Raw genomic sequence first — 25,354 nt, forward strand, 5'->3', positions numbered from 1 at the left:
CGCCGATTTTGTGAAAGGGTTCCCAAACTCCTAGACTGGCGGCGCGCCACGGCCCAAAATTCCCGTCATTCCGCGGCGCAGGAGCATCGTGACCATTCTTCGCAGCCCCGCTGGGATCCCCGACGCGACCGTCGCCCGGCTCCCGCTGTACCTGCGGGCTCTCGATGAGCTCGCGGAGCGAGGAACCGACGTCTGCTCCTCCGAGCACCTGGCCACCGCGGCCGGCGTGAACTCCGCGATCGTCCGCAAGGACCTGTCGCACCTGGGCTCCTACGGCACCCGCGGCGTCGGCTACGACGTCCGCTTCCTGGCCGGCCACATCGCCGCCGTCGTGGGCCAGACCCAGCCGTGGCCCGTCGTCATCGTCGGCGCGGGTCATCTGGGCAAGGCGCTGGCCGCCTACCAGGGCTTCGGCGCCCGCGGCGTCAAGGTCGCCGCCGTCGTCGACGCCGATCCCGAGCTCATCGGCACCGTCGTCGGCGGGCACGAGGTGCTCTCGATCGAGGACCTGCCGGAGATCGTCGAGCGCGACGCCGTCTCGCTCGGCATCATCGCCACCCCGCCCGGTGCGGCGCAGAGCGTCGCCGACGCCCTCGTCGCGACCGGCATCAGCAGCATCCTGAACTTCGCGCCCACGGCCCTGCGGGTCCCGGACGACGTCGACCTGCGCCAGGTCGACGTCGCCGCCGAGCTGCAGATCCTGGGCTACCACGCACACCGCCGCCAGGCGGGTTCCACCGAGGAGGCGGTGATCTCATGAGCGAGCGTCAGCGAGTGACCATGGGGCACCTCATGCCGGCACGTCCGTACCGTCGCTTCTCTACGGAGGTGACGGCATGAGCGTTCTCGTCGTTGGGCTCTCCCACCGCTCCGCTCCCGTCGACCTGCTCGAGCAGGCGTCCCTCGACACCGATGCGGCGGTCAAGCTGTCGCACCAGGCGCTCGACGTCCCCGCCGTGACCGAGTCGGCCGTCATCTCGACCTGCAACCGGGTCGAGGTCTACGTGGAGGCCGACCGCTTCCACGGCTCGGTCGAGGAGGTCACGCAACTGCTGGCCGACCAGTCGGGCCTGCGCCGCGAGGCCCTGCTGCCGTACGTGTACGTGCACTACGACCAGGCCGCCGTCGCGCACCTGTTCCGCGTCGCCGCCGGCCTCGACTCGATGATCCTCGGCGAGAGCCAGATCCTGGGTCAGGTCCGCACCACCCTGCACCAGGCGCAGGCCGAGTCCACCGCCGGCACGAGCCTGAACGCCCTGTTCCAGCAGGCGCTGCGCATCGGCAAGCGCGGTCACGCCGAGACCGGCATCGACCGCCTCGCCCCGTCGCTGGTCACCGCCGCGCTCGACGCCGCGGGCGACGCCGTGGTCGGCGACCAGAAGCGGTTCCTCGTCGCCGGCGCGGGCACGATGAGCCTGCTCGCCGTGCGCACCCTGATCGAGCGCGGCGTCGACCCGTCGCGCATCTGGGTCGCCAACCGCACGTTCCAGCGCGCCTTCGAGCTCGTCGCCACGCACGGCGTCAGCGCCGTCCGGTGGGAGTCGCTCGACGTCGAGCTGTCCGCGGCCGACGTGCTCATCACGTGCACCGGGGCCTCCGGCGTCGTCTTCGACACGCCGCGCATCGAGCGCGCCACGGCCGACGGTCGCGAGCTCACGGTGATCGACCTCGCGCTGCCGCGCGACGTCGCCCACGAGGTCCGCGACCTGCCCGGTGTCGAGGTCATCGACATCGAGGTGCTCGCCGCCCACGCCACGGCCGACTCGGTGGCCGAGGACGTCGAGCAGGTCCGTCGCATCGTGCAGTCCGAGGTCGACTCGTTCCTCGCCTCGCGCCAGCAGGCCAAGGTGACCCCGACGGTGGTCGCGCTGCGCAGCATGGCCACCGAGGTCGTCAGCGCCGAGACCGCGCGCCTCCAGTCCCGGCTGTCCGGCCTCGACGACGCCCAGCTCGACGAGGTCCGCCGCGCGATGCGCCGCGTCGCCGAGAAGCTGATCCACCAGCCCACCGTGCGGGTCAAGGAGCTCGTCGAGGGCCCCGAGAACCTCACGTACGCCGACGCGCTGGCCCACCTGTTCCAGCTCGACCCGTCGGCGGTCACCGCCGTCACCGACCCGGGAGGAGACGCATGACCCTCCGACTCGGAACCCGCGCCAGCGCCCTGGCCACCACCCAGTCCGGCTGGGTGGCCGACCGCATCCGCGAGGCCCACGGCGTCGACGTCGAGCTCGTGCTGATCTCCACCGAGGGCGACCGCTCCAGCGCGCCGCTCGCGCAGATCGGCGGCACCGGCGTGTTCGTCGCCGCGGTCCGCGAGGCCGTGCTCGACGGCACGGTCGACTTCGCCGTGCACTCGCTCAAGGACCTGCCCACCGGCGACGCCGAGGGCCTGGCCCTGGCCGCCGTGCCGCAGCGCGAGGACCCCCGCGACGTGCTGATCGCGCGCGACGGGCTCACCCTCGGCGAGCTGCCCCGTGGCTCGCGCGTCGGCACCGGCAGCCCGCGCCGGGTCAGCCAGCTCAACGCGCTCGGCCTCGGCATCGAGGTCGCCGAGCTGCGCGGCAACGTCGACACCCGGATCGGCAAGGTCACCGGCGGCCAGCTCGACGCGATCGTGCTCGCCCGCGCCGGACTGCTGCGCCTGGGCCGCGCCGACGAGGCCTCCGAGGTCCTCGACCCCCTGCAGATGCTGCCGGCTCCCGGACAGGGAGCCCTCGCCGTCGAGTGCCGCGCCGATGACGACGCGACCCTCGACCTGCTCTCCGTGATCGACGATCCCGACACCCGGGCCGCCGTCACGGCCGAGCGCACCCTCCTCGCCACCCTCGAGGCCGGGTGCAGCGCGCCCGTCGGAGCCCTCGCCGACGTCGTCTGGGGGGACGACGGAGACGAGCTCTGGCTGCGCGCCGTCGTCGGAGACCTCTCCGGCAACCCCGTCATCCGACGGTCCGCCTCCGGTACTCCCACGGAAGCCGCCGCCCTCGGGCGCCGGCTCGCCGAGGAGCTGCTGGCCGAGGGCGCCGATCAGCTCATGCGCTCGGTGACCGCGCCATGAGCACCACCACGCAGCACGAGACTCCGCCACCGAACAAAGCAAGGAAGAGCGTGTCCACCACCTCCGCGATGCCCACGTCCCCCGCCACCACCGCGACCAGCACCCAGCCCGTCGGCCGGGTCAGCTTCGTCGGTGCCGGCCCCGGCGACGCCAGCCTGCTGACCGTGCGAGCCACCGAGGTGCTCGCCCAGGCCGACGTCGTGATCGTCGAGTCCCCCGAGCAGGAGGCGCTCGTCACCAACGGTGCCGAGATCGTCGACGGCGGCACGAACGCCTCCGGCGAGACCCTCACGCACGCCGCTCGCGGCAAGCTCGTCGTCAAGCACGCCAAGACCGGCGCCCACGTCGTGCGCCTCATGGTCGGCGACCCGTTCACGTACGCCACGGGCCCCGAGGAGGCGATGGCCTGCGCCAAGGCCGGCATCTCCTTCGAGGTCGTCCCCGGCGTCTCGTCGGTCTCCGCGGTCCCCGCGTACGCCGGCGTGCCGCTGACCGACAAGCAGCACCGCGAGTTCAAGGTCGTCAGCGTCGGCGACGCCTCGGTCGACTGGACCGAGGCCGCCCGCCACGAGACGCTCGTGCTGCTCTCGGCCGTGAACCGCATCGCCGAGGTCGCCTCCGGCCTGGTCGAGGCGGGCCGCTCGCCCGAGACGCCCGTCGCGATGACGCGCCTGGGCACCACCACCCGTCAGGAGACCGTGGTCTCCACGCTCGCCGGCATCGCCGACGCCGCGAAGGCCGCGCAGATGACCCCGCCGGCGATCGTCGTCGTGGGCGAGGTCGTCGCCCAGCGCGACGCGCTGTCGTGGTTCGAGACCAAGCCGCTCTACGGCTGGCGCGTGCTCGTGCCCCGCACGAAGGAGCAGTCGCAGTCGCTCGCGGCGCGCCTGCGGATGTACGGCGCGGTCTCCGAGGAGGTCCCCACCATCTCGGTCGAGCCGCCGCGCAACCCGCAGCAAATGGACAAGGCCGTCCGCGGTCTCGTCGAGGGCCGCTACGAGTGGGTCGCGTTCACCAGCGTCAACGCCGTCAAGGCCGTCCGCGAGAAGTTCGAGGAGTACGGACTCGACGCGCGCGCGTTCTCCGGCCTGAAGATCGCCGCCGTCGGCGAGAAGACCGCCGAGGCCATCGAGACCTGGGGCATCCGTCCCGACCTCGTGCCCTCGGGCGAGCAGTCCGGTCGCGGCCTGCTCGAGGACTGGCCGCCGTTCGACGAGCTGCTCGACCCGATCAACCGCGTCTTCCTGCCGCGCGCCGACATCGCCACCGAGACCCTCGCGGCCGGCCTCGTCGAGCTGGGCTGGGAGGTCGACGACGTCACCGCCTACCGCACCGTCCGGGCCTCGCCGCCGCCGGCGCCGACCCGTGAGGCGATCAAGTCGGGCAAGTTCGACGCCGTGCTGTTCACGTCGAGCTCGACCGTGCGCAACCTCGTCGGCATCGCCGGCAAGCCGCACGCGACGACGATCATCGCCTGCATCGGTCCGGCCACGGCCAAGACCGCCGAGGAGCACGGCCTGCGCGTCGACGTGATGGCCGAGAAGCCGTCCGCCGAGGAGCTGGCCGACGCCCTCGCACAGTTCGGCGAGGCGCGACGCCTGCAGTTCGTGGAGGCCGGCGAGCCGGTCCTGCGTCCCTCGCAGAAGAAGCCGTCCTCGCGCCGCAAGGCCTGATCTCGATACGCCCGCTCGTTCCTCGCGGAGCTACTCGATCGCCGGCCCGGCTCCGGCGATCGAGTGGCGGCGAGCGCAGCGAGACGCTGTATCGAGATCACGTGACGACCCGCCCAAGGAGGCAAGCATGATCGAGCGCCCCCGCCGCCTGCGGTCCAGCGCGGCGATGCGCCGGCTGGTCCGCGAGACGCACCTCGTGCCCTCGCAGCTGATCCTGCCGATGTTCGTGGCCGAGGGGATCGACGAGCCGCGGCCGATCGCGAGCATGCCGGGCGTCGTCCAGCACTCGCGCGAGTCCGCTCGCCGGGCCTACGCCGAGGCGGTCGAGCTCGGGCTCGGCGGCGTCATGCTGTTCGGCGTGCCCCAGCACAAGGACGCCGTGGGCTCGGGCGCCCTCGACCCCGACGGCATCCTCAACGTCGCGATCGCCGACGCCCGCGCCGAGGTCGGCGACGACCTGCTCGTCATGGCCGACCTGTGCCTGGACGAGTTCACCGACCACGGCCACTGCGGCGTGCTCGACGACCGCGGCCGCGTGGACAACGACGCCACCGTGGAGATCTACGGACGCATGGGCGTGGCGCAGGCGCAGGCCGGCGCCCACGTCGTCGGCCCCAGCGGCATGATGGACGGCCAGGTCGAGGTCATCCGCCGCGAGCTCGACGCCGCCGGCCACGAGGACGTCGTGATCCTGGCCTACGCCGCGAAGTACGCCTCGGCGTTCTACGGCCCGTTCCGCGAGGCCGTGGACTCCTCGCTCCAGGGTGATCGCCGCACCTATCAGCAGGACGCCGGCAACCGACGCGAGTCGCTGCGCGAGACCCTGCTCGACGTCGAGCAGGGCGCCGACATCGTCATGGTGAAGCCCGCCATGTCCTACCTCGACATCGTGGCCGACGTGCGCGCGGCCGTGGACGTGCCCGTCGCCGCCTACCAGGTGTCGGGGGAGTACGCGATGATCGAGGCCGCCGCCGCGAACGGCTGGATCGACCGCGAGCGCGCCATCGACGAGTCGCTGCTCAGCATCCGCCGCGCCGGCTCGGACATCATCCTGACCTACTGGGCGGCCGAGGTCGCCCGCCGCCTGTGACCGGCGGTCGAGTCTCCGCGAGGAACGAGCGGATGTATCGAGACCACGTGATCTCGATACACCGGCTCGCTGGCGCTCGCCGGCACTCGATCGCCGGAACGAGCCAAGAGGAGCACGCATGAGCACCACCGCATCCGAGGAGCTGTTCGCCCGGGCCCAGCGGGTGTCGCCCGGTGGCGTCAACTCGCCGGTCCGCGCCTTCCGTGCCGTGGGCGGGACGCCCCGCTTCATGGCCTCGGGCACGGGCGCGTGGCTCACTGACGCCGACGGCAACCGCTACGTCGACCTCGTCGGCTCGTGGGGCCCGATGCTGCTGGGCCACGCGCACCCCGAGGTCATCGAGGCCGTCACCGCCGCGGCCGCGCGCGGCACGAGCTTCGGCACCCCCGCGGAGCCCGAGGTGCTGCTGGCCGAGGAGATCGTCGGCCGCACGCCGGTCGACCGCGTGCGCATGGTCTCGTCGGGCACCGAGGCCACCATGTCGGCCATCCGGCTGGCGCGCGGCTTCACGGGTCGCGACCGCATCGTGAAGTTCAGCGGCTGCTACCACGGTCACGTCGACGCGCTGCTGGCCGAGGCCGGCTCGGGCGTCGTCACCCTCGGCATCCCGGGCACGCCCGGCGTCCCGGCCCACGTCACGGCCGACACGATCGTCCTGCCGTACAACGACCCGGCCGCCGTCGACGCCGCCTTCGCCGAGTACGGCGACCAGATCGCGTGCGTCATCACCGAGGCCGCCGCGGGCAACATGGGCGTCGTGCCGCCCCACCCGGGCTTCAACGAGCACCTGTCCCGCACGTGCGCCGAGCACGGCGCGCTGTTCATCACCGACGAGGTCATGACCGGCTTCCGCGCCGCGCGCAGCGGCTACTGGGAGATCGACGGCCGGGTCGAGGGCTGGAAGCCCGACCTCGTGACCTTCGGCAAGGTCATGGGAGGCGGCTTCCCGGCCGCGGCGTTCGGCGGTCGCGCCGACGTCATGGACCTGCTCGCACCGGTCGGCCCGGTCTACCAGGCGGGCACGCTGTCGGGGAACCCCGTGGCGACCACGGCGGGCCTCACGACGCTGCGGCTGGCCACCCCCGAGGTCTACGATCGGCTCAACGAGACCTCCACGCAGGTGCAGGCGCTCGTCTCCGACGCCCTCGCCGCCGCGGGCGTGCCGCACACGCTCCAGACCGCCGGCACGATGTTCAGCGTCTTCTGGGGCGTCGCCGAGCCGGTGGCCGACTTCGCCGGCGCGCAGGCCCAGGACACCGCCGCCTACACGGCCTTCTTCCACGCCATGCTCGACGCCGGCGTCTACCTGCCGCCCAGTGCGTACGAGGCCTGGTTCCTCTCCGCGGCGCACGACCCCGACGTCGACTCCGAGCCCCTCTCTAGACTGGCCGAAGCCCTCCCCGGCGCCGCCCGCGCGGCCGCCGCGGCGGCCCGCTGACACGAAGGAACCAGATGAGCACCCGCACGATCGTCCACCTGATGCGCCACGGTGAGGTCCACAACCCCGAGGGCGTCCTCTACGGTCGGCTCGCCGGCTACAACCTCTCCGACCTGGGTCACGAGATGGCCGCCACCGTCGCCGAGTCGCTGAAGTCGCACGACATCACGCACCTGGTCGCCTCGCCGCTGGAGCGCGCGCAGCAGACCGCGAAGCCGGTCGCGGACATCCTGAAGCTCGACATCCACACCGACGAGCGCGTCATCGAGGCGGGCAACAAGTTCGAGGGCCGCACGGTCGGCGTCGGACCGAAGGCCTTCCTGAACCCGCGCTTCTGGCCGTGGCTGTGGAACCCGTTCCGCCCGTCGTGGGGCGAGGCGTACGCGCACATCGCCGGCCGTATGCTGCTGGCGATCGACGACGCCCGCGAGGCCGCCCGCGGCCACGAGGCACTGATCGTGTCGCACCAGCTGCCGGTGTGGATCGCGCGCAAGTCCTACGAGAAGGGCCGCTTCGCGCACGACCCGCGCAACCGCCAGTGCACGCTCGCCAGCCTCACGACGCTGACCTTCGAGGACGACACCTTCAAGGGCCTCGTCTACAGCGAGCCCGCCGGCCACCTCATCCCCGACGCCCTGCGCGGAAAGTTCGTCGGCGGAGCATGAGCAAGCGGCTCTCCGCGCGACTCCTGGTGGTCGCGCTCATGGCGCTCGTCCTCTCGGCCTGTGTCGGTGGGGTCAAGGACACCGGGGACGACGGCTTCATCTCCGGCAACGGCGAGATCACCTTCATCGACCCGGGCAAGCGCAAGCCCGCGCCCGAGCTGAAGGGCACCGACCTCGACGGCAACGAGATCAGCTCGACCGACTTCGCCGGGCAGGTCCTGGTCGTGAACCTCTGGGGCTCGTGGTGTGCGCCCTGCCGCGCCGAGGCGCCCGCGCTGCAGAAGGCCTCCAGCGAGCTGGCCGACGAGAAGGTCCAGTTCCTCGGCCTGCTGACCAAGGACAACCCGGCGCCGGCCAAGGCGTTCAACGCCGAGTTCGGCATCGACTACCCGAGCATCGACGACTCCGCGGGCCGCAACCAGGCCGCGTTCGCCGACTCGCTGCCGTCGGTCGCGATCCCCACCACGTGGGTCATCGACAAGAACGGCAAGGTCGCCGCCCGCGTCATGGGCGAGCTCACCGACGCGACGCTGCGTGGTCTGGTGGAGCAGACCAAGAAGAGCACGTCGTGATCTCTGGCGACGTCACCGAGTGGTTCCTGGACACGGCTGCCTCGGGCAACCTCGTCCTCACGGTGCCCGTCGCCCTGCTCGCCGGCCTCGTCTCCTTCTTCAGCCCGTGCGTCGTCCCCCTGCTGCCGGGCTACCTGTCCTACGTCTCGGGCGTCGCCGTCACCGAGCTCGAGACCGCGCGACGCGGCCGCGTCGTGGCGGGCTCCCTGCTCTTCGTGCTGGGCTTCAGCGCGGTGTTCGTGGCCGGGGGAGCGCTGTTCGGCGCAGCCGGTCAGCAGCTGCTGCCGTACCAGCGTGAGATCTCGATCATCGCCGGCATCCTGCTCGTGGTGATGGGCCTGGCGTTCCTGGGCTGGGTCCCGCTGCTGCAGCGCGACGTCCGCAAGCACGGCGTCCGCCGCGTCGGCCTCGTCGCCGCGCCCCTGCTGGGCGTCGTGTTCGGCGTCGGCTGGACCCCCTGCATCGGCCCCACGCTCACCGCCGTCCTGGCCCTCTCGGCCAACGAGGCCACGGCCGGGCGAGGCGCGTTCCTCGCGCTCGTCTACTGCCTGGGCCTCGGCCTGCCGTTCGTCGTCGCGGCGCTGTTCCTGAGCCGGTTCCTGCGCGTCACCGGGTGGGTGCGCCGTCACCAGCGGCTCGTCTCGGCCATCGGCGCCGCGCTCCTCATCGCCACCGGTGTCCTGCTCATCACCGGCTGGTGGCAGGACATGGTGATCGCCCTGCAGCACTGGATCAGTGGATTCGAGGTCTTGATTTGAGTCCCCGCGACAAGCGCAACGAGGTCGCCTCCGAGCTGCGCCCGCTCGAGTTCGGCCGCTGGGCCTGGCGCCAGCTGACGTCGATGCGCACCGCCCTGCTGCTCCTGCTGCTGCTGGCGATCGCGGCCGTGCCGGGCTCGTTCATCCCGCAGCGCGGCGTCGACGCCAGGGCGGTCCAGGCGTACTACCTCGACCACCCGAAGCTCGCGCCCGTGCTGGAGAAGCTCGGCATGTTCAGCGTGTTCTCCTCGGTGTGGTTCAGCGCGATCTACCTGCTGCTCATGGTGTCGCTGATCGGCTGCATCCTGCCGCGCTGCAAGGTCTACGCGCAGGGCCTCAAGGCCCGTCCGCCGAAGGCGCCCCGCAACTTCGGGCGCCTGCCCGCGAACGACCGCTTCGAGACCGAGAAGTCGGTCGCCGAGGTCCTCGAGGCCGGCCGCCGCGCCCTGCCGCGCGCCCGCATCGACGTCGTGCAGGACAGCGAGGACGCCGGCGAGCTGCGCTCCGAGAAGGGCTACCTGCGCGAGCTGGGCAACCTGGTCTTCCACATCTGCATCGTCGTGGCACTCCTGGGCGTGGCCGCCGCCGCGCTGTGGGGCTACCGCGGCAACGTGATCGTCGTCGAGGGCGGCGGCTTCAGCAACACGCTCTCGCAGTACGACGAGTTCTCCTCGGGCGCGATGTTCGACGCCCAGACCGACCTCGACCCGTGGTCGATCCAGCTCGAGGACGTCCTGACCCGCTTCTACGTCGAGGGCAACCAGCGCGGCGCGCCGAAGCTCTTCCGCGCCACCGGCACGTACAACGAGGCCGGCAGCGACGACGACGGCGAGTTCTCGATCGAGGTCAACCACCCGCTCGCCGTGGGCGGCGAGGACGTCTTCCTCGTCGGTCAGGGATACGCGCCGGTCATCCGCGTCACCGACTCCACCGGTCGGGTCGCGTTCGACGGCCCCGTGCCGTTCCTGCCGGCCGACTCCACCTACACGTCCACCGGTGTCGTGAAGGTGCCCGACGCCGACGGCGAGCAGCTCGGCTTCCAGGGCTTCTTCCTGCCGACCGCGTTCTCGTCGGACCCCGACGAGCCCTCGGTCTCGGTGTTCCCCGGTGCGCTCAACCCGCGCATCGGCATGAACCTGTGGACCGGCGACCTCGGCCTCGACGAGGGCGTCTCGCAGTCGGTCTACTCGCTCGACACCACGAACATGACGCAGGTGAAGGACGGCGACGGCAACTTCCGCGTCGACCTCGGCCCCGGCGAGAGCCAGGACCTGCCCGGCGGCGGCACGATCGAGTTCGTCGAGCTGAAGCAGTTCGCGCGATTCCAGATCGGCCACACCCCCGTCCCGTGGCTCCCGCTGTTCGGGGTGGGGGTCGGGATCCTGGGCCTGACGGCCTCGCTCATCGTCCGCCCGCGGCGCACCTGGATCCGGGCCCGCCGGGACGGATCACGTACCGTGGTGGAGGTCGCTGCGCTCGATCGCGTTCCGCGCGACGACCTCCCCGCAGAACTCGACGACCTGTTGACCCGGCTCCACGCGGAGCTGGGCGACGAGCACGAGAAGGAACCGGCATGACTCTCGACCAGTGGGCCCAGCTGTCCAACTACCTCACCGGTTCGGCGTTCGCCGTGCTGTGCATCGCGTTCTTCTGCCACGTGGCCGAGTGGGTCTCGGCCCGCCGCCAGTCCCCGGTCGCCGTCACCGCCGGCGCCTCCGAGGGCGCCGTCGCCACGGCCGACACCGACGAGCCCGAGACGCCCGACCGCCTCGTCGGCATCGCCGTCTCGCTCACCGTGCTGGGCACGCTGCTGCTCATCGGCGGCTCGGTCACCCGCGCCCTGGCCACGCAGCGCGCCCCGTTCGGCAACATGTACGAGTTCGGCGTCACCGGCACGGCCATCGCGCTGACCGTCTACCTGATCATGGTGTGGCGCTCGCGCATCCAGTGGATGGGCGGCGTCGTGCTCGCCGTCAGCATCTTCATCCTGGCGATGTCGATCTCCAGCTACACGCCCGCCGGCCCGCTCGTGCCCGCGCTCAACACGTTCTGGAAGTACATCCACGTCAGCTCGATCATGGTCGCCGCGGCGATGTTCATGGTCGGCGCCGCCGCCAGCGTGCTCTACCTCGTGAAGGTCCGCGCCGAGGAGCGCGGCAAGGTCGGACCCGTCCTGGCCCGCTTCCCGGCGGCCGCGCGGATCGACCAGGTCGCCTTCCGGATGAACGCGATCGGCTTCCCGATGTGGACCTTCGGCGCACTGATCTCCGGACCGATCTGGGCGCACCTCGCGTGGGGCCGCTACTGGGGCTGGGACCCGAAGGAGGTCTGGGCGCTCATCACCTGGATCGTCTACGCGGGCTACCTGCACGCGCGCGTCACGGCCGGCTGGAAGGGCAAGCGCGCCGCCTACCTCGCGCTGATCGGCTTCGTCACGTTCATCATCAGCTACTACGTGGTGAACCTGTTCGTCTCGGGCCAGCACAGCTACGCCTGAGCCGTCCGTTAGCCTCGCGCCCATGGGCGCACGCATCGAGGTCGCCGGCCTCACCAAGGTCTACGGCGACCTGACCGCCGTCGACGACCTGACCTTCACCGTCGAGCCGGGGGAGTTCTTCGGACTCCTCGGACCCAACGGCGCGGGCAAGACCACCGCGTTGGAGATGATCGAGGGGCTGCGCCATCCCGACGCGGGCTCGGTGTCGATCGACGGTCACGACCCGTGGAAGCGCGACCCCCGGCTCCAGCGCCGCCTCGGCGTCCAGCTGCAGTCGTCGGCGTTCTTCGAGCGCCTCACCGCGCGTGAGCAGCTGGCCACGTTCGCCGCGCTCTACGACGTGCCCGCGGCCCGCGCCGACGCCCTGCTCGAGCAGGTCGGGCTCGAGGAGAAGGCCGACTCGCGCGTCGAGGACCTCTCCGGTGGTCAGGCGCAGCGGCTCTCGATCGCCTGCGCGCTCGTCCACGATCCCGAGGTCGTGTTCCTCGACGAGCCCACCGCCGCCCTCGACCCGCAGGCGCGGCGGAACCTGTGGGACTTCCTGCGCGGCCTCAATGACTCCGGGCGCACCGTCGTGCTGACGACGCACTACATGGAGGAGGCCGAGGTCCTGTGCGACCGGGTCGCGATCGTCGACCGCGGCCGGCTGCTGGAGCTCGACTCGCCCGCGGCGCTCGTGCGCGGCCTCGACGCACCCACCCGGATCAGCCTCGCCCCCGACGCGATCGACGAGGCCGGCGCCCGCGCCATCCCCGGCGTCGAGGAGGTGCAGGTGCACCCCGACCGCACGATCCTGTCCACGCGCCGCCCCGCCGAGGTGCTCTCCGAGCTGGCCCGCCTCGACGCCCTCAACGGACTCACCGCCTCGGGCGCCACGCTCGAGGACGTGTTCCTCAGCCTGACCGGACGGAAGTACCGCTCGTGACCGCACTGCTCTCGCTCTCGCGCGCGATGTTCAAGGGCTTCGTCCGCGACCGCATGACCCTGTTCTGGGCGGTGCTGTTCCCGCTCATGTTCCTCGTGCTGTTCGGCGGCATCCTCACCGACCAGGGCGCCCCGCGGCTCGAGGTCGTCCAGGTGGGCACGGTCGCCGCGCTCGACGACATGCCCGCGGACGCGCGCGAGGCCCTCGACGAGAGCGTGGAGATCACGAAGTCCTCCGACGAGGTCAAAGCCCTGCAGGAGGTCCGCGACGGCGACATCGCCGCCGTCGTCACCGAGGAGGGCGACCGGATGGTCGTGCACTTCTCGCAGGCCGACCAGGTCGCCGCGGCCCGCGTGCGCGGCACGTTCCAGGGCGTCGTCGACTCCGCCAACCTCGCGGCGGCGGGCGGCAATCCCGCCTTCACGCTCGAGCCGCGTCAGGTGGAGGACGAGTCCCTCGAGACGATCCAGTACGTCACGCCCGGCCTGCTGGGCTGGGCGATCGCCATGAGCGCCACGTTCGGCGCCGCGGTGAACCTCGTCGCCTGGCGCCAGTCCGGCCTGCTGCGGCGGCTGCGGCTCGCGCCGATCCCGACCTCGTCGGTGGTGCTCGCCCGCGTGGGCGTCAGCGTGTCGGTCGCGCTCGGGCAGACCGCGATCTTCCTCGGCCTCGCCGTCGGCGCGTTCGGGCTCGTGCTCACCGGCTCGTGGCCGCTCGTGATCCCGCTCGTCCTCGCGGGCACGCTCGCGTTCCTCTCGATCGGCATGCTGGCCGGCTCGATCAGCAAGACCGAGGAGGGCGCCGTCGGCCTGGCGAACTTCATCGTGCTGCCGATGGCGTTCCTGTCGGGCTCGTTCTTCCCGCTCGAGGGGGCGCCGGACTGGCTCCAGTTCATCAGCCGGCTGCTGCCGCTGCGGCACCTCAACGACGCGATGCTCGACGTCATGGTGCGCGGTCAGGGCGTCGAGGCGATCCTCGCGCCGATGGCGATCCTGCTCGGCTTCACCGCCGTCTGCGCCCTGGTCTCGGCGCGCCTGTTCCGCTGGGACGCCTGACACCCTCGGGAGGCGGTGAGCTGTCAACCCTTCCCGGGGAGGGGCGGTGCGTCAGCAACCGCATGGGTGGGCCCAGGGGTTGAGGGCTCACCGGGCACTCGCGGGAAGGGTTGAGGACTCACCGCCCAGCCAGCGGGCAGGTCAGAGGCCGCGCAGGAAGTCGGGGTCGTCGTCTGGGCCGAGGGGCCGCGGCGGGCGCTTGCGCGGACCGCTGCCGGGGGAGCGGCCCTTGGCCACGCCGAAGATCAGCCACAGGGCGGCGCCGGCGTAGGGCGCGAGGACGATCAGCAGGGCCCAGCCCCACTTCGGCAGGTGCTGCACGCGGTCCCGCGGCGTCGCCACGAGGTCGTAGAGGCTGTAGACCGTGAGGACCACGGCCGCCAGCACGAGGAACACCTTGCCCATGGCCAGAGCGTACCGACCCGGTTCCAGCCGCGCGCCCGGATGAGGTGGCCTCCCGGGCGTCCGCGGGCTCGGCCCCGGCCACTAGAATTCGGGGCATGAAGGCCTTCTGGACGTACACGCTCGCTCGACTCGGGGTCTTCCTCGTCACGTGGGCGGTGTTGTTCGGGATCTCCCGCCTCATCTTCGATCCGACCGCCGTGCTCGACCTCTGGGTCCTGCTGCTGGCGCTCGTCGTGTCCTCGGTCATCGCGATGTTCACCCTGCGCGGCCTGCGCGACCAGGTGGCGGTGAAGCTGCAGGAGCGCGCCCAGGCCCTCAACGACCGCATCGAGGAGTCGCGGCGTGCCGAAGACGTCGACTGACGACCGCGCCTGGCTGGCCGAGGCGGTTCGCCGCGTCGAGGCTGACGCCAACCGCAGCGCCGACACCCACCTGCACGCCCTGGACCTGCCGTTCCCGGGCGTGCAGGTCTATCTCAAGGACGAGTCGGTCCACCCCACCGGCAGCCTGAAGCACCGCCTGGCGCGCTCGCTGTTCCTCTACGCCCTGTGCAACGGCTGGATCCACCGCGGCACCACGATCGTCGAGGCGTCCAGTGGCTCCACCGCCGTCTCGGAGGCCTACTTCGCGCGGCTGCTGGGCCTGCCGTTCGTGGCGGTCATGCCGCGCAGCACCAGCGCCGAGAAGATCTCGCTCATCGAGTGGTACGGCGGGCGCTGTCACTTCGTCGACGACGCCCGACAGATGTACGCCGAGGCGCAGCGGCTGGCCGACGAGTGCGACGGCCACTACATGGACCAGTTCACGTTCGCCGAGCGCGCCACCGACTGGCGCGGCAACAACAACATCGCGGAGTCGATCTTCGCCCAGCTGTCGGCCGAGCCGCACCCGATCCCGGAGTGGATCGTGGTCAGCGCGGGCACCGGCGGCACGTCGGCCACGATCGGTCGTTTCGTGCGCTACCGCCGCTTCGACACCCGGCTGCTGGTCGCCGACCCCGAGGGCTCGGCGTTCTACGACGGCTGGGACACCGACTCCTCCGACGTCACCACCGACCGGGCGCCGCGGATCGAGGGCATCGGGCGGCCGCGTGTCGAGCCGTCGTTCGTCGGCGGCGTCGTCGACGAGATGGTGCGGGTGCCCGACGCGGCGTCGATCGCGGCGATGCGCTGGACCTCCGACCTCATCGGACGGCCCGTCGGCGGCTCCACCGGCACGAACATGTGGGCCGCGCTCGGCCTCGCCTCGCGGATGGTGGCGGAGGGTCGCGAGGGCTCGATCGTCACGCTGCTGTGCGACGGCGGCGACCGCTACACGCACACCTACTTCGACGACCGCTGGGTGGCCGAGCACGACCTCGACCCCACGCCCTACCTGCAGCAGCTGTCCGAGCTCACCCGGACGGGCACGTTCACACCGGACCGATGAACAGGCCCACGGTCAGGCCCAGGGCGTAGACGAGCTCGGCGATGCCGGTCTCCTTGAGCACCGGGATCAGTGCCGGGCCGGTGGCGCCCGAGCGAACGGCGGAGGCGGCGCGACCCGCGGTGGGCATGCCCAGCCAGGCCAGCAGCGCCCACGGCGTCTGGGTGGCGCACCACGCGACCACCAGGACGAAGGCGACCAGGATCAGGCCGATGTAGAGCCAGCGCGTGCGGCGGTCGCCCAGCACGACGGCGAGGGTGCGCTTGCCGGTCTCGGTGTCGGTGGGGATGTCGCGCAGGTTGTTGGCGACGAGGATCGCGCAGGCCAGCGAGCCGACGCCGATCGCGCCCGCGACGCTCACGCCGTTGATGCTGCCCAGCTGCACGTAGGTGGTGCCGAGGACGGCCACGAGGCCGAAGAACACGAACACGCTGACCTCGCCGAGTGCCCGGTAGCCGTAGGGCTTCGAGCCGCCGGTGTAGCCCCAGGCGGCGAGGATCGCGACGGCGCCGACGGCGATGAGCCACCAGCCCGACGTGGCGGCGAGGACCAGTCCGAGCACGGCGCCGAGACCGAGGAAGGCGAACGCCGCCCGCTTGACCTTCTCGGGGGCGACGAGTCCCGACCCGACGAGGCGCAGCGGGCCGACGCGGTTCTCGTCGGTGCCCTTGACGCCGTCGGAGTAGTCGTTGGCGTAGTTGACGCCGACCTGGAGCGCGAGCGAGACGCCGAGCGCCACGAGCGCCTTCCACCAGACGAATCCGTCGTCGTAGGCGGCGGCGCCGGTGCCGACGGCGACGGGGGCGATGGCGGCGGGCAGCGTGCGCAGCCGCGCGCCCTCGATCCACAGTTTCAGGCCGGTCGGGGAGGTCACCCCGTGAGTGTAGGAGGCGCCCGCCGGCCCGGTCCTACAGTGGTCGGGTGGCTGCCTCCCTGTCTCCCGTCGCCGGTTCCGCTCGCGAGGTGCTGGAGCTGCTGCGGCCCTGGGTGACGGACGGAGGCGAGCCGCTGCTCATGCGCACGTCGGGCAGCACCGGCGAGCCGAAGCCTCTCCTGCTGTCCCACGCGGCGGTGCTCGCCTCGGCGCACGCGGCGCTGTCACGGCTCGGCGGTCCGGCGCAGTGGCTCTCGGCGTTGCCGCCGACCGGAGTGGGCGGGCTGCAGGTGCTGGTGCGCTCGATCGTCGCTGGGACCGAGCCGGTGTTCCTCGACGAGCACGCCGACATCGCTGCGGCCGCTGGTGCGATGACCGGGTCGCGTCGCTACGCCTCGCTCGTGCCCACGCAGCTGTTCCGGCTGGTGGAGGCCGGGCGGGCCGGCGACCTCGCCTCCTTCGACGCGGTGCTGCTCGGTGGTGCTGCCGCGCCGCCTGCCGTGCTGGAGCGCGCGGCCGAGGCGGGCGCGCGGATCGTGCGGACCTACGGCATGACCGAGACGTGCGGCGGCTGCGTCTACGACGGCGTTCCGCTCGACGGGGTGCGGCTGCGGATCGAGGACGACGGGCGGGTGGCGATCGCGGGTGCGGTGCTCGCCGACGGCGTCGGCGAGTGGCTCGTCACGAACGACCTCGGTCGGATCGACGACGCCGGGCGCCTGCACGTGCTGGGGCGCGCCGACCAGGTAGCGGTGAGTGGCGGAGTGAACGTGCCGCTGGCCGCGGTCGAGTCCACGCTGCGCGACGAGCCGGGCGTGCTGGACGTCGTGGTGGTCGCGCGGCCCGATCCGGAATGGGGGCAGGCGGTGGTGGCGTTCGTCGTGGGCGAGCTCGACCGCGCGCAGGCCGCCGCGGCGCTCGATCGCGCCGGTCACCCTCGCACCTGGACCCCGCGCGCCGTCCACCGCCTCGACGCCCTCCCGCTCCTGCCGAACGGCAAGCCCGACCGCGTCGCGCTGGCGGGTGACGGTTTCCCCGGTTAAGCGGGGAAACCGTCACTTCACGGGGTTTGCGAACCACGTGAAGTGACAGGAAACCTCGTTCAGTCGAGCGCCGAGGCCGAGCGACCCACCGGCCGGGGTTCTCTGTCACCGACCGGGGATCGCAACCCCCGGTCAGTGACAGGAAACCCACGTAACCGGGGAAACCGTCAGCCTCGGCTCAGAGCGAGGTGAGGGCGTCGGCGACGGGAGTGTCGCCGCCGACGACCTCGAACTGCTTCCCGATGGTGCTGTCGTCGGCGAGGACGGCCGCGAGGACGGCGGCCACGTCGGCGCGGGGGATCTCGCCGCGGTCGACGGTCTCGCCGACCTTCACCCGACCCGTGCCGGAGTCGTCGGTGAGAGCGCCGGGGCGCACGATGGTCCAGTCGAGGCCGCTCTCGCGCAGGGCGGCGTCGGCGTCGCGCTTCGCCTCGACGTAGGCCTTCCACACGGGCTCGACGTCCTCGCCAGGGTCGGTGTCGACGCCCATCGCCGACAGCTGCACGAAGCGCGTGATGCCGAGCGACTTGGCGGCCTCGATGGACTTCAGCGAGCCCTCGAGGTCGACGGTCCTCTTCCGCTCGATCTTGCCGTCGGGCCCGCCGCCGGCCGCGAAGACCACGGCGTGGCAGTCGGTGAAGACCGTCGCGAAGTCCTCGGCCGAGGCGTTCTCGATGTCGAGCAGCCGGATCGCCGCGCCGGGGAGGTCGGCGGCGTGGTCAGGGTTGCGGACGAGGGCGACCGGGAGGTCGCCGCGGTCGGTGAGCAGAGGGACGAGGAGGCGGGCCACCTGGCCGTGGCCTCCCACGATGGCGATGTCGGACATGACTCCACCGTAGGCAGGTCCACGTGGGTCCGCCCGTCGCGAAGTTCGAGGCGCAGTGGAACCTGAGCGCCTCACCGTGGATACTCTCGTGGGTGGAGTTCCGTACCTATTCGATCCCCATGCGCACGCGGTTCCGTGGACTCGAGAATCGCCAGGGGATGCTCGCCGAGGGCCCGGCCGGGTGGGCCGAGTTCAGCCCGTTCCCCGAGTACGACCACATCACCTCGCTGCCCTGGCTGCAGGCCGCCGTCGAGGCCGCGTGCAAGCCCTGGCCCGAGCCGGTCCGCGAGTGCGTCCCGATCAACGGCATCGTCCCGGCGGTCGGCGACGGCGCCACCGCGGCGCGCACGGCCGTCGAGAGCGGCTGCAAGACCATCAAGATCAAGGTCGCCGAGGCCGGCGAGACGATCGAGAACGACATCGAGCGCATCGCCGCCATCCGCGACGCGCTGCCCGGCGTGCTCATCCGCATCGACGCCAACGGCGCGTGGAGCGTGAAGGACGCGATCAAGGCCATCAAGAAGCTCGACCACGTGGCCCGCGGCCTCGAGTACGTCGAGCAGCCGTGCGCCACGGTCGAGGAGCTCGCGCAGGTGCGCCGCAAGGTGGACGTCCCGATCGCGGCCGACGAGTCGATCCGCCGCGCCGCCGACCCGTTCCGCGTGCGCGACCTCGACGCGGCCGACATCGCGGTGCTCAAGGTGCAGCCGCTCGGCGGCGTCCGCGCGTGCCTGCGCATCGCCGAGCAGATCGACATGCCGATCAGCGTCTCCAGCGCGGTCGAGACCTCGATCGGCCTGGCCGCCAGCGTCGCGCTCGCCGCGGCCCTGCCCGACCTGCCGTACGCCTGCGGCATCGGCACGGCCCACCTCCTGACGAGCGACGTCGTCGCCGAGCCGCTCGAGCCGGTGGACGGCAGCCTGTGGCCCACGCGCCCCGTGCTCGACGAGGAGGCCTACGCCAAGGTCGCCGCCCCGGCCGAGGTCGACGAGCGCTGGCAGGCCCGCCTCGACCACGTACGGGAGTCGTTGTGACCGAGGAGAGCGCCGTCGAGACGGCACGCCGGCTCGTCGCGACCCTCCTCGCGCAGGAGGTCTCCGACGCCGTGCTGTCTCCCGGCTCGCGCTCGGGTCCGATCGCGCTGGCGCTCCACGCCGCCGACGACCAGGGCCTCATCCGGCTGCACGTCCGCGTCGACGAGCGCGAGGCCGGCTTCCTGGCGCTCGGCCTGGCCAAGGCCTCCGGCCGCCTCACCCCCGTCATCACCACCTCCGGCACCGCGGTCGCCAACCTGCACCCCGCCCTGCTCGAGGCGCTGCACGCGAACGTGCCCGTCCTGGCCGTCACCGCCGACCGCCCCGGCGCCCTGCGCGGCACGGGCGCGAACCAGACCACCGTGCAGCCCGGCATGTTCCCCGGCATCACGTTCACCGACCGCATCACCGGCCTGGCCGGGGCGGTGCGCGGCGGCGGCCCGGTGCACCTCAACGTCGAGCTCGACGAGCCGCTCGTCGAGTCCGTCTCGTGGAAGTTCCCGCAGAACTCGTGGTCGATGAGCCAGCCCGTCGCGGGCCGCACCGAGGTGCTCGAGACCGGACCGCGCACCCTCGTCGTGGCGGGCGACGGCGCCGACCCCACGCTCGCCGCCGCGGCGCAGCAGGCCGGCTGGCCGATCATCGCCGAGCCCTCGTCGGGGCTGCGCGGCGCGCCCACCTCGGTGGCGTGCGGCCGCGTCGTGCTCGGCGGTCGCCTGATCGAGCGGATCGAGCGCATCGTGAGCGCCGGCCACCCCACGCTCTCGCGTCCCGTCACGAACCTGCTGACGAAGACCAACCTGCCCACCGTCCACGTGGGCGACGCGTCGACGTTCCCCGGCGTCCCCGGCGGCAACGTGAGGTTCGCCGACCGGATCTCCGTGCGCGGCGGCGTGACCGACGAGGCCTGGCTGCGCAGCTGGCTGCAAGCAGGTGACCGCATCCAGAGCGCCCTGCTGCAGGCCGAGCAGTTCACCGTCGCCGAGGCGGTCTGGAAGGCCGCCACCCGCGGGCTGCTCGTGCTCGGCTCGTCCAACACCGTCCGCGACGTCGACCTCGTGGCGCCCGTGCGCGCCCCGGGCCCGCGGGTCCTGGCGAACCGCGGCCTGGCCGGCATCGACGGCACCGTGTCCACCGCGGTCGGCGCCGCGCTCAACAGCTACGGCCGCGCGATCGCGCTGATGGGCGACCTCACGTTCCTCCACGGCGCCAACGGCCTGCTCATCGGCCCGATCGAGCCACGCCCCGACCTGACGATCGTCGTGCTCAACGACGACGGCGGTGGCATCTTCCACACGCTCGAGCAGGGATCGCCCGAGTACTCCCAGGCGTTCGAGCGCGTCTTCGGCACGCCCACCCGCACGAGGATCGACGCTCTCTGCGCCGCGCACGGCGTCAAGCACCGGCTCGTCGAGGCGAGCCAGCTGGCGGCCTACCTGTCGCGCGCGCCCGTCGGGATCGAGGTGCTCGAGGTGCAGGTCCAGCGCGCCGGACGCCGTGCCCTGCAATCGGTTGTCTCGGGTCTCGCCGCCGTCTAGGTTTGTGGCCAGCGTCACACTGGGTTGCGCTGGGCAGGAGCAGACATGGCCGACGAGGCGTTCGACCACATCATCATCGGTGCGGGCAGTGCCGGTGGAGTGATCGCCGCGAGGCTGAGCGAGGACCGCGACCGGCGCATCCTGCTGCTCGAGGCCGGGCCCGCCGACGAGGACGAGATGATCAAGATCCCGGCCGGGTTCAGCCAGCTGTTCAAGACCCGCTGGGACTGGAACTACGAGACCAGCGCGCAGAAGCACCTGGGCGGCCGACGCGCCTACTGGCCGCGCGGCAGGACCCTCGGCGGCAGCTCGTCGATCAACGCGATGATCTACATCCGCGGCAACGCCGCCGACTACGACGAGTGGCGCGACGCGTACGGCGCCACCGGCTGGGGCTACGACGACGTGCTGCCGTACTTCGTGAAGTCCGAGGCCAACCAGCGCCTCGCCGGTCCGTACCACGGCACGCAGGGCCCGCTCGTCGTCGAGGACCGCCGCTTCACCCACGAGCTGACCTCGGCGTTCGTCGAGTCGGCCGTCGCCGCGGGCCTGAAGCAGAACGACGACTTCAACGGCGCCACGCAGGAGGGCGCCGGCGTCTACCAGGTCACGAACCGCCGCGGCGAGCGCTGGTCGGTGGCCGACGCCTACATCCGGCCGGCAATGGGTCGTCCCAACCTCACGGTGCGCACCGAGGCGTTCGTGACCCGCATCCTCATCGAGGACGGCCGCGCCACCGGCGTCGCCTACCGCAAGCACGGACAGGAGCACGTGGTCCGCGCGAACGGCGAGGTCATCCTGTCCGGAGGCGCGATCAACAGCCCCCAGCTGCTCATGCTCTCGGGCGTCGGTCCCGGCGCCCACCTGCGCGAGGTCGGCATCGACGTGGTCGTCGACTCCCCGGGCGTGGGCCAGAACCTCCAGGACCACCCGGTCGCCGGCACGCTCGTCTACACGCGCAACACCACCGACCTCGCCGACGCGATCACGGTGGCGAACATGCTGCGCTGGAAGGCCACCAAGACGGGCCCGCTGGTGTCCAACATCGGCGAGGGCGGCGCGTTCTACACGTCGCGCGACGACCTCGACCTGCCCGACATCCAGATCCACGTGGCGCCCAGCGGCTTCTACGACAACGGCCTGCACGAGCCCGTGCGCCGATCGGTCACGGTGGCGCCCACGCTGGTCAACGTGCAGAGCCGCGGCCAGATCCGGCTCCGCTCGGCCGACCCGTCGTGGCACCCCGAGATCGACCCGGCGTACTTCGACGACCGCGCCGACCTCGACGCGATGCTCGGCGGCTACCGCCGGATGCTCGACATGATCTGGCAGGGCCCGATGGCGCGGATGCTCGACGAGCCGTGGGAGCCCGCCGTGCGCAACCCCACCGACGACCAGATCCTCGACGTCGTCTCACGGCTGGGCCAGACGCTGTACCACCCGACCTCCACGTGTGCCATGGGTACCGTCGAGGGCAGCGTCGTCGATCCCGAGCTGAAGGTCCACGGCGTCGAGGGCCTGCGGGTCGCCGACGCCTCGGTCATGCCGCGCGTCCCGCGTGGCAACACCAACGCACCCACCATCATGATCGGCGAGAAGGTCGCCGATCTCATCCGAGGAGCCTGACATGACCGCCACCATCGAGCCCTCCGTGGAGACCACCGAGGGTCCCCGTCCCACGTTCGACTCGCTGAATCCCGCCACGGGCGACGTCGTCGGCACCCACCCCATCGACGGGAGGGCCGAGGTCGACGCCGCCGTCGCGGCCGCGCGCGAGGCCTCCGCCTGGTGGCGCGACCTGGGCTTCGACGGCCGCAAGGAGTACCTGCTCCAGTGGCGCAGCGTGCTGACCCGCCGGCTCGGCCAGCTCTCCGACCAGGTCCACCGCGAGGGCGGCAAGCCGCACGGCGACGCCCTGCTCGAGGCGGGCCTGGCGATCGACCACATCGCGTGGGCGGCCAAGTCCGCCGGCAAGGTCCTCGGTCGCCACAAGGTCGGCACCGGCCTGCTGATGTCCAACCAGACCGCCTACGTCGAGTACAAGCCGCTCGGCGTCATCGGCGTCATCGGCCCCTGGAACTACCCGACGTTCACGCCGATGGGCTCGATCGCCTACGCGCTCGCCGCCGGCAACGCCGTGGTGTTCAAGCCCAGCGAGTACACGCCGGGCGTCGGCCGCTTCCTCGTGGACACGTTCACCGAGGTCGTGCACGGTCGCCCCGTCCTCAACCTCGTCACGGGCCTGGGCGAGACCGGCAACCACCTGTGCACCGCCGCCGTCGACAAGATCGCGTTCACCGGCTCGGCCGCGACCGGCAAGAAGGTGATGGCGGCCTGCGCCGAGAACCTCACGCCCGTCGTCATCGAGGCCGGCGGCAAGGACTCGCTCATCGTCGACGAGGACGCCGACCTGCAGTCGGCCGCCGAGGCCGCGCTCTGGGCGGGCATGTCGAACGCCGGCCAGACCTGCATCGGCACCGAGCGCGTCTACGTGCACGAGCGGGTCTTCGACCCGTTCATGGCCGAGCTGCTCAAGCAGGCCGAGGGCATCCGTCCCGGCTACGACGACGGCGGCGTCTACGGCCCCGCCACGATGCCCAAGCAGCTCGACGTCATCCGCAGCCACATCGACGACGCGCTCGCCCGCGGCGGCCAGGCGGTCCTCGGCGGTGCCGGCGCCGTCGGCGACAAGTACGTGCAGCCCACGATCATCACGCACGTGCCCGAGGACTCGCTCGCCGTCACCGAGGAGACCTTCGGTCCGACGCTCGTGGTCAACCCGGTCAAGGACATGGACGAGGCCGTCGAGCTGACCAACGCCACGAAGTACGGCCTGGCCGGCGCGGTGTTCGGCAGGAAGCGCGCCATGGACGTGGCCACGCGAATCCGGTCGGGCATGACCTCGGTGAACTCGGTGATCTCCTTCGCCGCCATCCCCGGCCTGCCGTTCGGCGGGGTCGGCGACTCGGGCTTCGGGCGCATCCACGGTCCCGACGGCCTGCGCGAGTTCACCTACCCGAAGGCCATCACGAAGCAGCGGATGAAGCCCGTCCTCATGCTGCAGTCGCTCACCCGGGACGAGAAGACCGAGAGCCGCTTCCAGCAGATCCTCACGGTCCTGCACGGCGGGTCCAGCACGCTGCCGAAGAAGCGCTGACCTGCGACAGCACGCCCCGGACCTCGAAGGTCCGGGGCGTGCTGCCGTTCAGGTGCCGGTCACTTCCGCACGCGGAAGCTCTTCTTGGCCACGGGGCCGAGGCCCTTGCTGTTCTTCGCCTGCACGTAGACGGTGTTGACGCCGTTGCGCAGCTTCGAGCGCTTGATCTTCAGCGAGCGGGTCGAGCCGCTGACGTTGCGCTTGAGCAGGGTCTTGCCGCCCTTCTTCACGACGATCCGGTAGGACGTGATCTTCGCGCCGCCGTTGGACGACGGGGCCTTCCACGCGACCTTGCGGATTTTCGAGGTGCGCTTGCCGCCGACCTTGAGCGACCGCACCTTGCCGGGCTTGGTGATCGGCTTGGCGAAGAGGCTCTTGAAGACCTGGTAGCGGCCCTGGCCGAAGTTGGCGACGGCGAAGGAGCCACCGCCCAGGATCGTCAGGCCCGTCGACGAGTTGAGCGTCGAGGCGGGTCCGCCGAGGATCTTCAGCGCCGTGTCGTTCCCGTCGGCGTTCGGAGCGAAGACGCGCACCGTGGCCGGACTGAAGGTCGCGACGTGGATGCGGCCCGCCGAGTCCGCGTCGAGACCGTTGATCTCCGTGTTCGGCAGCGCGTTGTTGATCGCCTGGATCGGCGTGGCGGCGCCGTCCGCGGTCCGGGAGTACGCCCGCAGCTGGGTGCCGCTGGCGGTCCACACGCGCGGTCCGGAGACGACGATCGACCGACCGAGGCCGAGTCCCGTGACCACGCGCTCGGTCGGTGCGGGGGAGCCCGTGGCGGCCGGGGAGTAGACGTTGTACGCGTTGGTCTTGCGCACGTAGATCTCGCCGCCGGCGATGTCGATGCCCCACGCGTTGCCCGCGCCCGTGCCGAAGGTCTTCGTCGGCGCGACGTTGCCGGTCGCGTTCGGCGCGAAGACGCGCACGTCCCCGGCGAGGTTGACGACGTAGAGGAAGCCGTTCGCGTCGAGGGCGACGTCGCGCGGCGAGGCCAGGCCCGTGGCGCCTCCGCTGATCCGCCGCAGCGGCGCCGAGGCGCCCGAGGCGTTCGCGCGGTGCACCACGACGGCGTTGTCGTTCTGGGACGCCACGTACACGTTCCCTGACGCGTCGTCCTCGATGCCGATGGGGCCGGACAGCTCGCCGCTGACGGTCTTGGTGGGCGGTACGTCCACGTTCACCGCGGCGCTCGCGGGTGCGGCGGCGATGAGTCCGGCGACCAGGGCGCCGGTGGTCCCGAGCGCCAGCGCGCGGGAGGTGGTCTTCACGAGGGGGGTCATCGGATTCTCCAATCTGGACGGGAAGCGTCGTTCCCATGGCGATG

24 protein-coding genes are annotated in these 25,354 nt (G+C 71.8%); 20 read left to right on the plus strand and 4 right to left on the minus strand.

Annotation, left to right across the window (positions count from 1 at the left end; all coding sequences use genetic code 11):
• The first annotated feature begins 88 nt into the window (after nt 1–88).
• The 13 genes from ACK99Q_RS06250 (at nt 89) to ACK99Q_RS06310 (ending at nt 13,728) form a co-directional block, all read left to right on the plus strand.
• Entirely contained in the window at nt 89–760 is a 672-nt protein-coding gene (locus ACK99Q_RS06250) for a redox-sensing transcriptional repressor Rex (protein WP_410185328.1), read from the plus strand.
• Nucleotides 761–836: 76 nt separating this feature from the next.
• Complete coding sequence (locus tag ACK99Q_RS06255; protein ID WP_410185329.1) at nt 837–2,132, plus strand: glutamyl-tRNA reductase; 1,296 nt, start codon at nt 837–839, stop codon at nt 2,130–2,132.
• Nucleotides 2,129–3,055, plus strand: coding sequence for a hydroxymethylbilane synthase (gene hemC / locus ACK99Q_RS06260; RefSeq protein ID WP_410185330.1), 927 nt, complete (start codon nt 2,129–2,131; stop codon nt 3,053–3,055). The genes ACK99Q_RS06255 and hemC overlap by 4 nt, the downstream gene beginning before the upstream one ends.
• A gap of 68 nt (nt 3,056–3,123) precedes the next feature.
• Nucleotides 3,124–4,728: a uroporphyrinogen-III synthase gene (locus ACK99Q_RS06265; protein ID WP_410186068.1), complete on the plus strand. Its 1,605-nt coding sequence runs from the start codon at nt 3,124–3,126 to the stop codon at nt 4,726–4,728.
• 127 nt (nt 4,729–4,855) lie between these two features.
• Nucleotides 4,856–5,818: a porphobilinogen synthase gene (hemB, locus tag ACK99Q_RS06270; protein ID WP_410185331.1), complete on the plus strand. Its 963-nt coding sequence runs from the start codon at nt 4,856–4,858 to the stop codon at nt 5,816–5,818.
• Nucleotides 5,819–5,936: 118 nt separating this feature from the next.
• Nucleotides 5,937–7,256 (plus strand): glutamate-1-semialdehyde 2,1-aminomutase, encoded by a 1,320-nt coding sequence (gene hemL / locus ACK99Q_RS06275; protein ID WP_410185332.1) that lies wholly within the window; start codon nt 5,937–5,939, stop codon nt 7,254–7,256.
• Nucleotides 7,257–7,270: 14 nt separating this feature from the next.
• Nucleotides 7,271–7,921 (plus strand): histidine phosphatase family protein, encoded by a 651-nt coding sequence (locus ACK99Q_RS06280; protein ID WP_179422602.1) that lies wholly within the window; start codon nt 7,271–7,273, stop codon nt 7,919–7,921.
• Complete coding sequence (locus ACK99Q_RS06285) at nt 7,918–8,493, plus strand: redoxin domain-containing protein (RefSeq protein ID WP_410185333.1); 576 nt, start codon at nt 7,918–7,920, stop codon at nt 8,491–8,493. The genes ACK99Q_RS06280 and ACK99Q_RS06285 overlap by 4 nt, the downstream gene beginning before the upstream one ends.
• A complete protein-coding gene (locus ACK99Q_RS06290) occupies nt 8,490–9,251 on the plus strand; it encodes a cytochrome c biogenesis CcdA family protein (RefSeq protein ID WP_410185334.1) in 762 nt (253 codons plus the stop codon). The genes ACK99Q_RS06285 and ACK99Q_RS06290 overlap by 4 nt, the downstream gene beginning before the upstream one ends.
• Nucleotides 9,248–10,828 (plus strand): cytochrome c biogenesis protein ResB, encoded by a 1,581-nt coding sequence (locus ACK99Q_RS06295; protein WP_410185335.1) that lies wholly within the window; start codon nt 9,248–9,250, stop codon nt 10,826–10,828. Before ACK99Q_RS06290 ends, ACK99Q_RS06295 begins: the two co-directional genes overlap by 4 nt.
• Nucleotides 10,825–11,748: a c-type cytochrome biogenesis protein CcsB gene (gene ccsB / locus ACK99Q_RS06300; protein ID WP_410185336.1), complete on the plus strand. Its 924-nt coding sequence runs from the start codon at nt 10,825–10,827 to the stop codon at nt 11,746–11,748. The genes ACK99Q_RS06295 and ccsB overlap by 4 nt, the downstream gene beginning before the upstream one ends.
• 22 nt (nt 11,749–11,770) lie before the next feature.
• Complete coding sequence (locus tag ACK99Q_RS06305; protein ID WP_410185337.1) at nt 11,771–12,673, plus strand: ABC transporter ATP-binding protein; 903 nt, start codon at nt 11,771–11,773, stop codon at nt 12,671–12,673.
• Entirely contained in the window at nt 12,670–13,728 is a 1,059-nt protein-coding gene (locus ACK99Q_RS06310; protein WP_410185338.1) for an ABC transporter permease, read from the plus strand. The genes ACK99Q_RS06305 and ACK99Q_RS06310 overlap by 4 nt, the downstream gene beginning before the upstream one ends.
• A 141-nt stretch (nt 13,729–13,869) precedes the next feature.
• Here ACK99Q_RS06310 and ACK99Q_RS06315 read toward each other — a convergent pair whose 3' ends face one another.
• Nucleotides 13,870–14,133, minus strand: coding sequence for a PLD nuclease N-terminal domain-containing protein (locus ACK99Q_RS06315; protein WP_179422612.1), 264 nt, complete (start codon nt 14,131–14,133; stop codon nt 13,870–13,872).
• A gap of 95 nt (nt 14,134–14,228) precedes the next feature.
• Between ACK99Q_RS06315 and ACK99Q_RS06320 the strand changes: the two genes are divergently transcribed.
• Nucleotides 14,229–14,495 carry a DUF4229 domain-containing protein gene (locus tag ACK99Q_RS06320; protein WP_410185339.1) on the plus strand — a complete coding sequence of 89 codons (267 nt, stop codon included), beginning with the start codon at nt 14,229–14,231 and terminating at the stop codon, nt 14,493–14,495.
• The gene (locus ACK99Q_RS06325; RefSeq protein WP_410185340.1) at nt 14,476–15,561 is read left to right on the plus strand and encodes a PLP-dependent cysteine synthase family protein; all 1,086 of its coding nucleotides are present in this window, start codon (nt 14,476–14,478) and stop codon (nt 15,559–15,561) included. Before ACK99Q_RS06320 ends, ACK99Q_RS06325 begins: the two co-directional genes overlap by 20 nt.
• Here ACK99Q_RS06325 and ACK99Q_RS06330 read toward each other — a convergent pair.
• Nucleotides 15,545–16,432 (minus strand): 1,4-dihydroxy-2-naphthoate polyprenyltransferase, encoded by an 888-nt coding sequence (locus ACK99Q_RS06330; RefSeq protein WP_410185341.1) that lies wholly within the window; start codon nt 16,430–16,432, stop codon nt 15,545–15,547. The genes ACK99Q_RS06325 and ACK99Q_RS06330 overlap by 17 nt on opposite strands.
• 47 nt (nt 16,433–16,479) lie before the next feature.
• Here ACK99Q_RS06330 and ACK99Q_RS06335 point away from each other — a divergent pair, with 47 nt between their 5' ends.
• Nucleotides 16,480–17,475, plus strand: coding sequence for an AMP-binding protein (locus ACK99Q_RS06335; protein ID WP_410185342.1), 996 nt, complete (start codon nt 16,480–16,482; stop codon nt 17,473–17,475).
• A 178-nt stretch (nt 17,476–17,653) separates the two neighbouring features.
• Here the strand turns inward: ACK99Q_RS06335 and ACK99Q_RS06340 are convergent, their stop codons facing one another.
• Nucleotides 17,654–18,301 carry an SDR family oxidoreductase gene (locus ACK99Q_RS06340; RefSeq protein WP_410185343.1) on the minus strand — a complete coding sequence of 216 codons (648 nt, stop codon included), beginning with the start codon at nt 18,299–18,301 and terminating at the stop codon, nt 17,654–17,656.
• A 23-nt stretch (nt 18,302–18,324) separates the two neighbouring features.
• On the opposite strand from ACK99Q_RS06340, the gene ACK99Q_RS06345 reads away from it, so the two are divergent.
• The 4 genes from ACK99Q_RS06345 to ACK99Q_RS06360 are packed head-to-tail and all read left to right on the plus strand — an operon-like array spanning nt 18,325 to nt 24,030.
• Nucleotides 18,325–19,335, plus strand: coding sequence for an o-succinylbenzoate synthase (locus ACK99Q_RS06345; protein WP_410185344.1), 1,011 nt, complete (start codon nt 18,325–18,327; stop codon nt 19,333–19,335).
• Nucleotides 19,332–20,873, plus strand: coding sequence for a 2-succinyl-5-enolpyruvyl-6-hydroxy-3-cyclohexene-1-carboxylate synthase (gene menD, locus ACK99Q_RS06350; RefSeq protein ID WP_410185345.1), 1,542 nt, complete (start codon nt 19,332–19,334; stop codon nt 20,871–20,873). Before ACK99Q_RS06345 ends, menD begins: the two co-directional genes overlap by 4 nt.
• A 45-nt stretch (nt 20,874–20,918) precedes the next feature.
• Complete coding sequence (locus ACK99Q_RS06355; RefSeq protein WP_410185346.1) at nt 20,919–22,499, plus strand: GMC family oxidoreductase; 1,581 nt, start codon at nt 20,919–20,921, stop codon at nt 22,497–22,499.
• Nucleotide 22,500: 1 nt separating this feature from the next.
• Nucleotides 22,501–24,030 carry an aldehyde dehydrogenase family protein gene (locus ACK99Q_RS06360; protein WP_410185347.1) on the plus strand — a complete coding sequence of 510 codons (1,530 nt, stop codon included), beginning with the start codon at nt 22,501–22,503 and terminating at the stop codon, nt 24,028–24,030.
• Between the two features lie 59 nt (nt 24,031–24,089).
• Here the strand turns inward: ACK99Q_RS06360 and ACK99Q_RS06365 are convergent, their stop codons facing one another.
• A complete protein-coding gene (locus ACK99Q_RS06365; RefSeq protein ID WP_410185348.1) occupies nt 24,090–25,310 on the minus strand; it encodes a hypothetical protein in 1,221 nt (406 codons plus the stop codon).
• Nucleotides 25,311–25,354 lie beyond the last annotated feature (44 nt).

Origin of the sequence: Aeromicrobium sp. MLTX1, from assembly GCF_046452335.1 — a bacterium.
Classification (GTDB): domain Bacteria; phylum Actinomycetota; class Actinomycetes; order Propionibacteriales; family Nocardioidaceae; genus Aeromicrobium.

Bases quoted from the DNA above. Each gene is read 5' to 3' on its own strand.
- ACK99Q_RS06255 (WP_410185329.1), top strand. From the start codon at position 837: ATGAGCGTTCTCGTCGTTGGGCTCTCCCACCGCTCCGCTCCCGTCGAC.
- hemC (WP_410185330.1), top strand. From the start codon at position 2,129: ATGACCCTCCGACTCGGAACCCGCGCCAGCGCCCTGGCCACCACCCAG.
- ACK99Q_RS06265 (WP_410186068.1), top strand. From the start codon at position 3,124: ATGCCCACGTCCCCCGCCACCACCGCGACCAGCACCCAGCCCGTCGGC.
- hemB (WP_410185331.1), top strand. From the start codon at position 4,856: ATGATCGAGCGCCCCCGCCGCCTGCGGTCCAGCGCGGCGATGCGCCGG.
- hemL (WP_410185332.1), top strand. From the start codon at position 5,937: ATGAGCACCACCGCATCCGAGGAGCTGTTCGCCCGGGCCCAGCGGGTG.
- ACK99Q_RS06280 (WP_179422602.1), top strand. From the start codon at position 7,271: ATGAGCACCCGCACGATCGTCCACCTGATGCGCCACGGTGAGGTCCAC.
- ACK99Q_RS06285 (WP_410185333.1), top strand. From the start codon at position 7,918: ATGAGCAAGCGGCTCTCCGCGCGACTCCTGGTGGTCGCGCTCATGGCG.
- ccsB (WP_410185336.1), top strand. From the start codon at position 10,825: ATGACTCTCGACCAGTGGGCCCAGCTGTCCAACTACCTCACCGGTTCG.
- ACK99Q_RS06305 (WP_410185337.1), top strand. From the start codon at position 11,771: ATGGGCGCACGCATCGAGGTCGCCGGCCTCACCAAGGTCTACGGCGAC.
- ACK99Q_RS06315 (WP_179422612.1), bottom strand. From the start codon at position 14,133: ATGGGCAAGGTGTTCCTCGTGCTGGCGGCCGTGGTCCTCACGGTCTAC.
- ACK99Q_RS06320 (WP_410185339.1), top strand. From the start codon at position 14,229: ATGAAGGCCTTCTGGACGTACACGCTCGCTCGACTCGGGGTCTTCCTC.
- ACK99Q_RS06340 (WP_410185343.1), bottom strand. From the start codon at position 18,301: ATGTCCGACATCGCCATCGTGGGAGGCCACGGCCAGGTGGCCCGCCTC.
- ACK99Q_RS06355 (WP_410185346.1), top strand. From the start codon at position 20,919: ATGGCCGACGAGGCGTTCGACCACATCATCATCGGTGCGGGCAGTGCC.
- ACK99Q_RS06360 (WP_410185347.1), top strand. From the start codon at position 22,501: ATGACCGCCACCATCGAGCCCTCCGTGGAGACCACCGAGGGTCCCCGT.
- ACK99Q_RS06365 (WP_410185348.1), bottom strand. From the start codon at position 25,310: ATGACCCCCCTCGTGAAGACCACCTCCCGCGCGCTGGCGCTCGGGACC.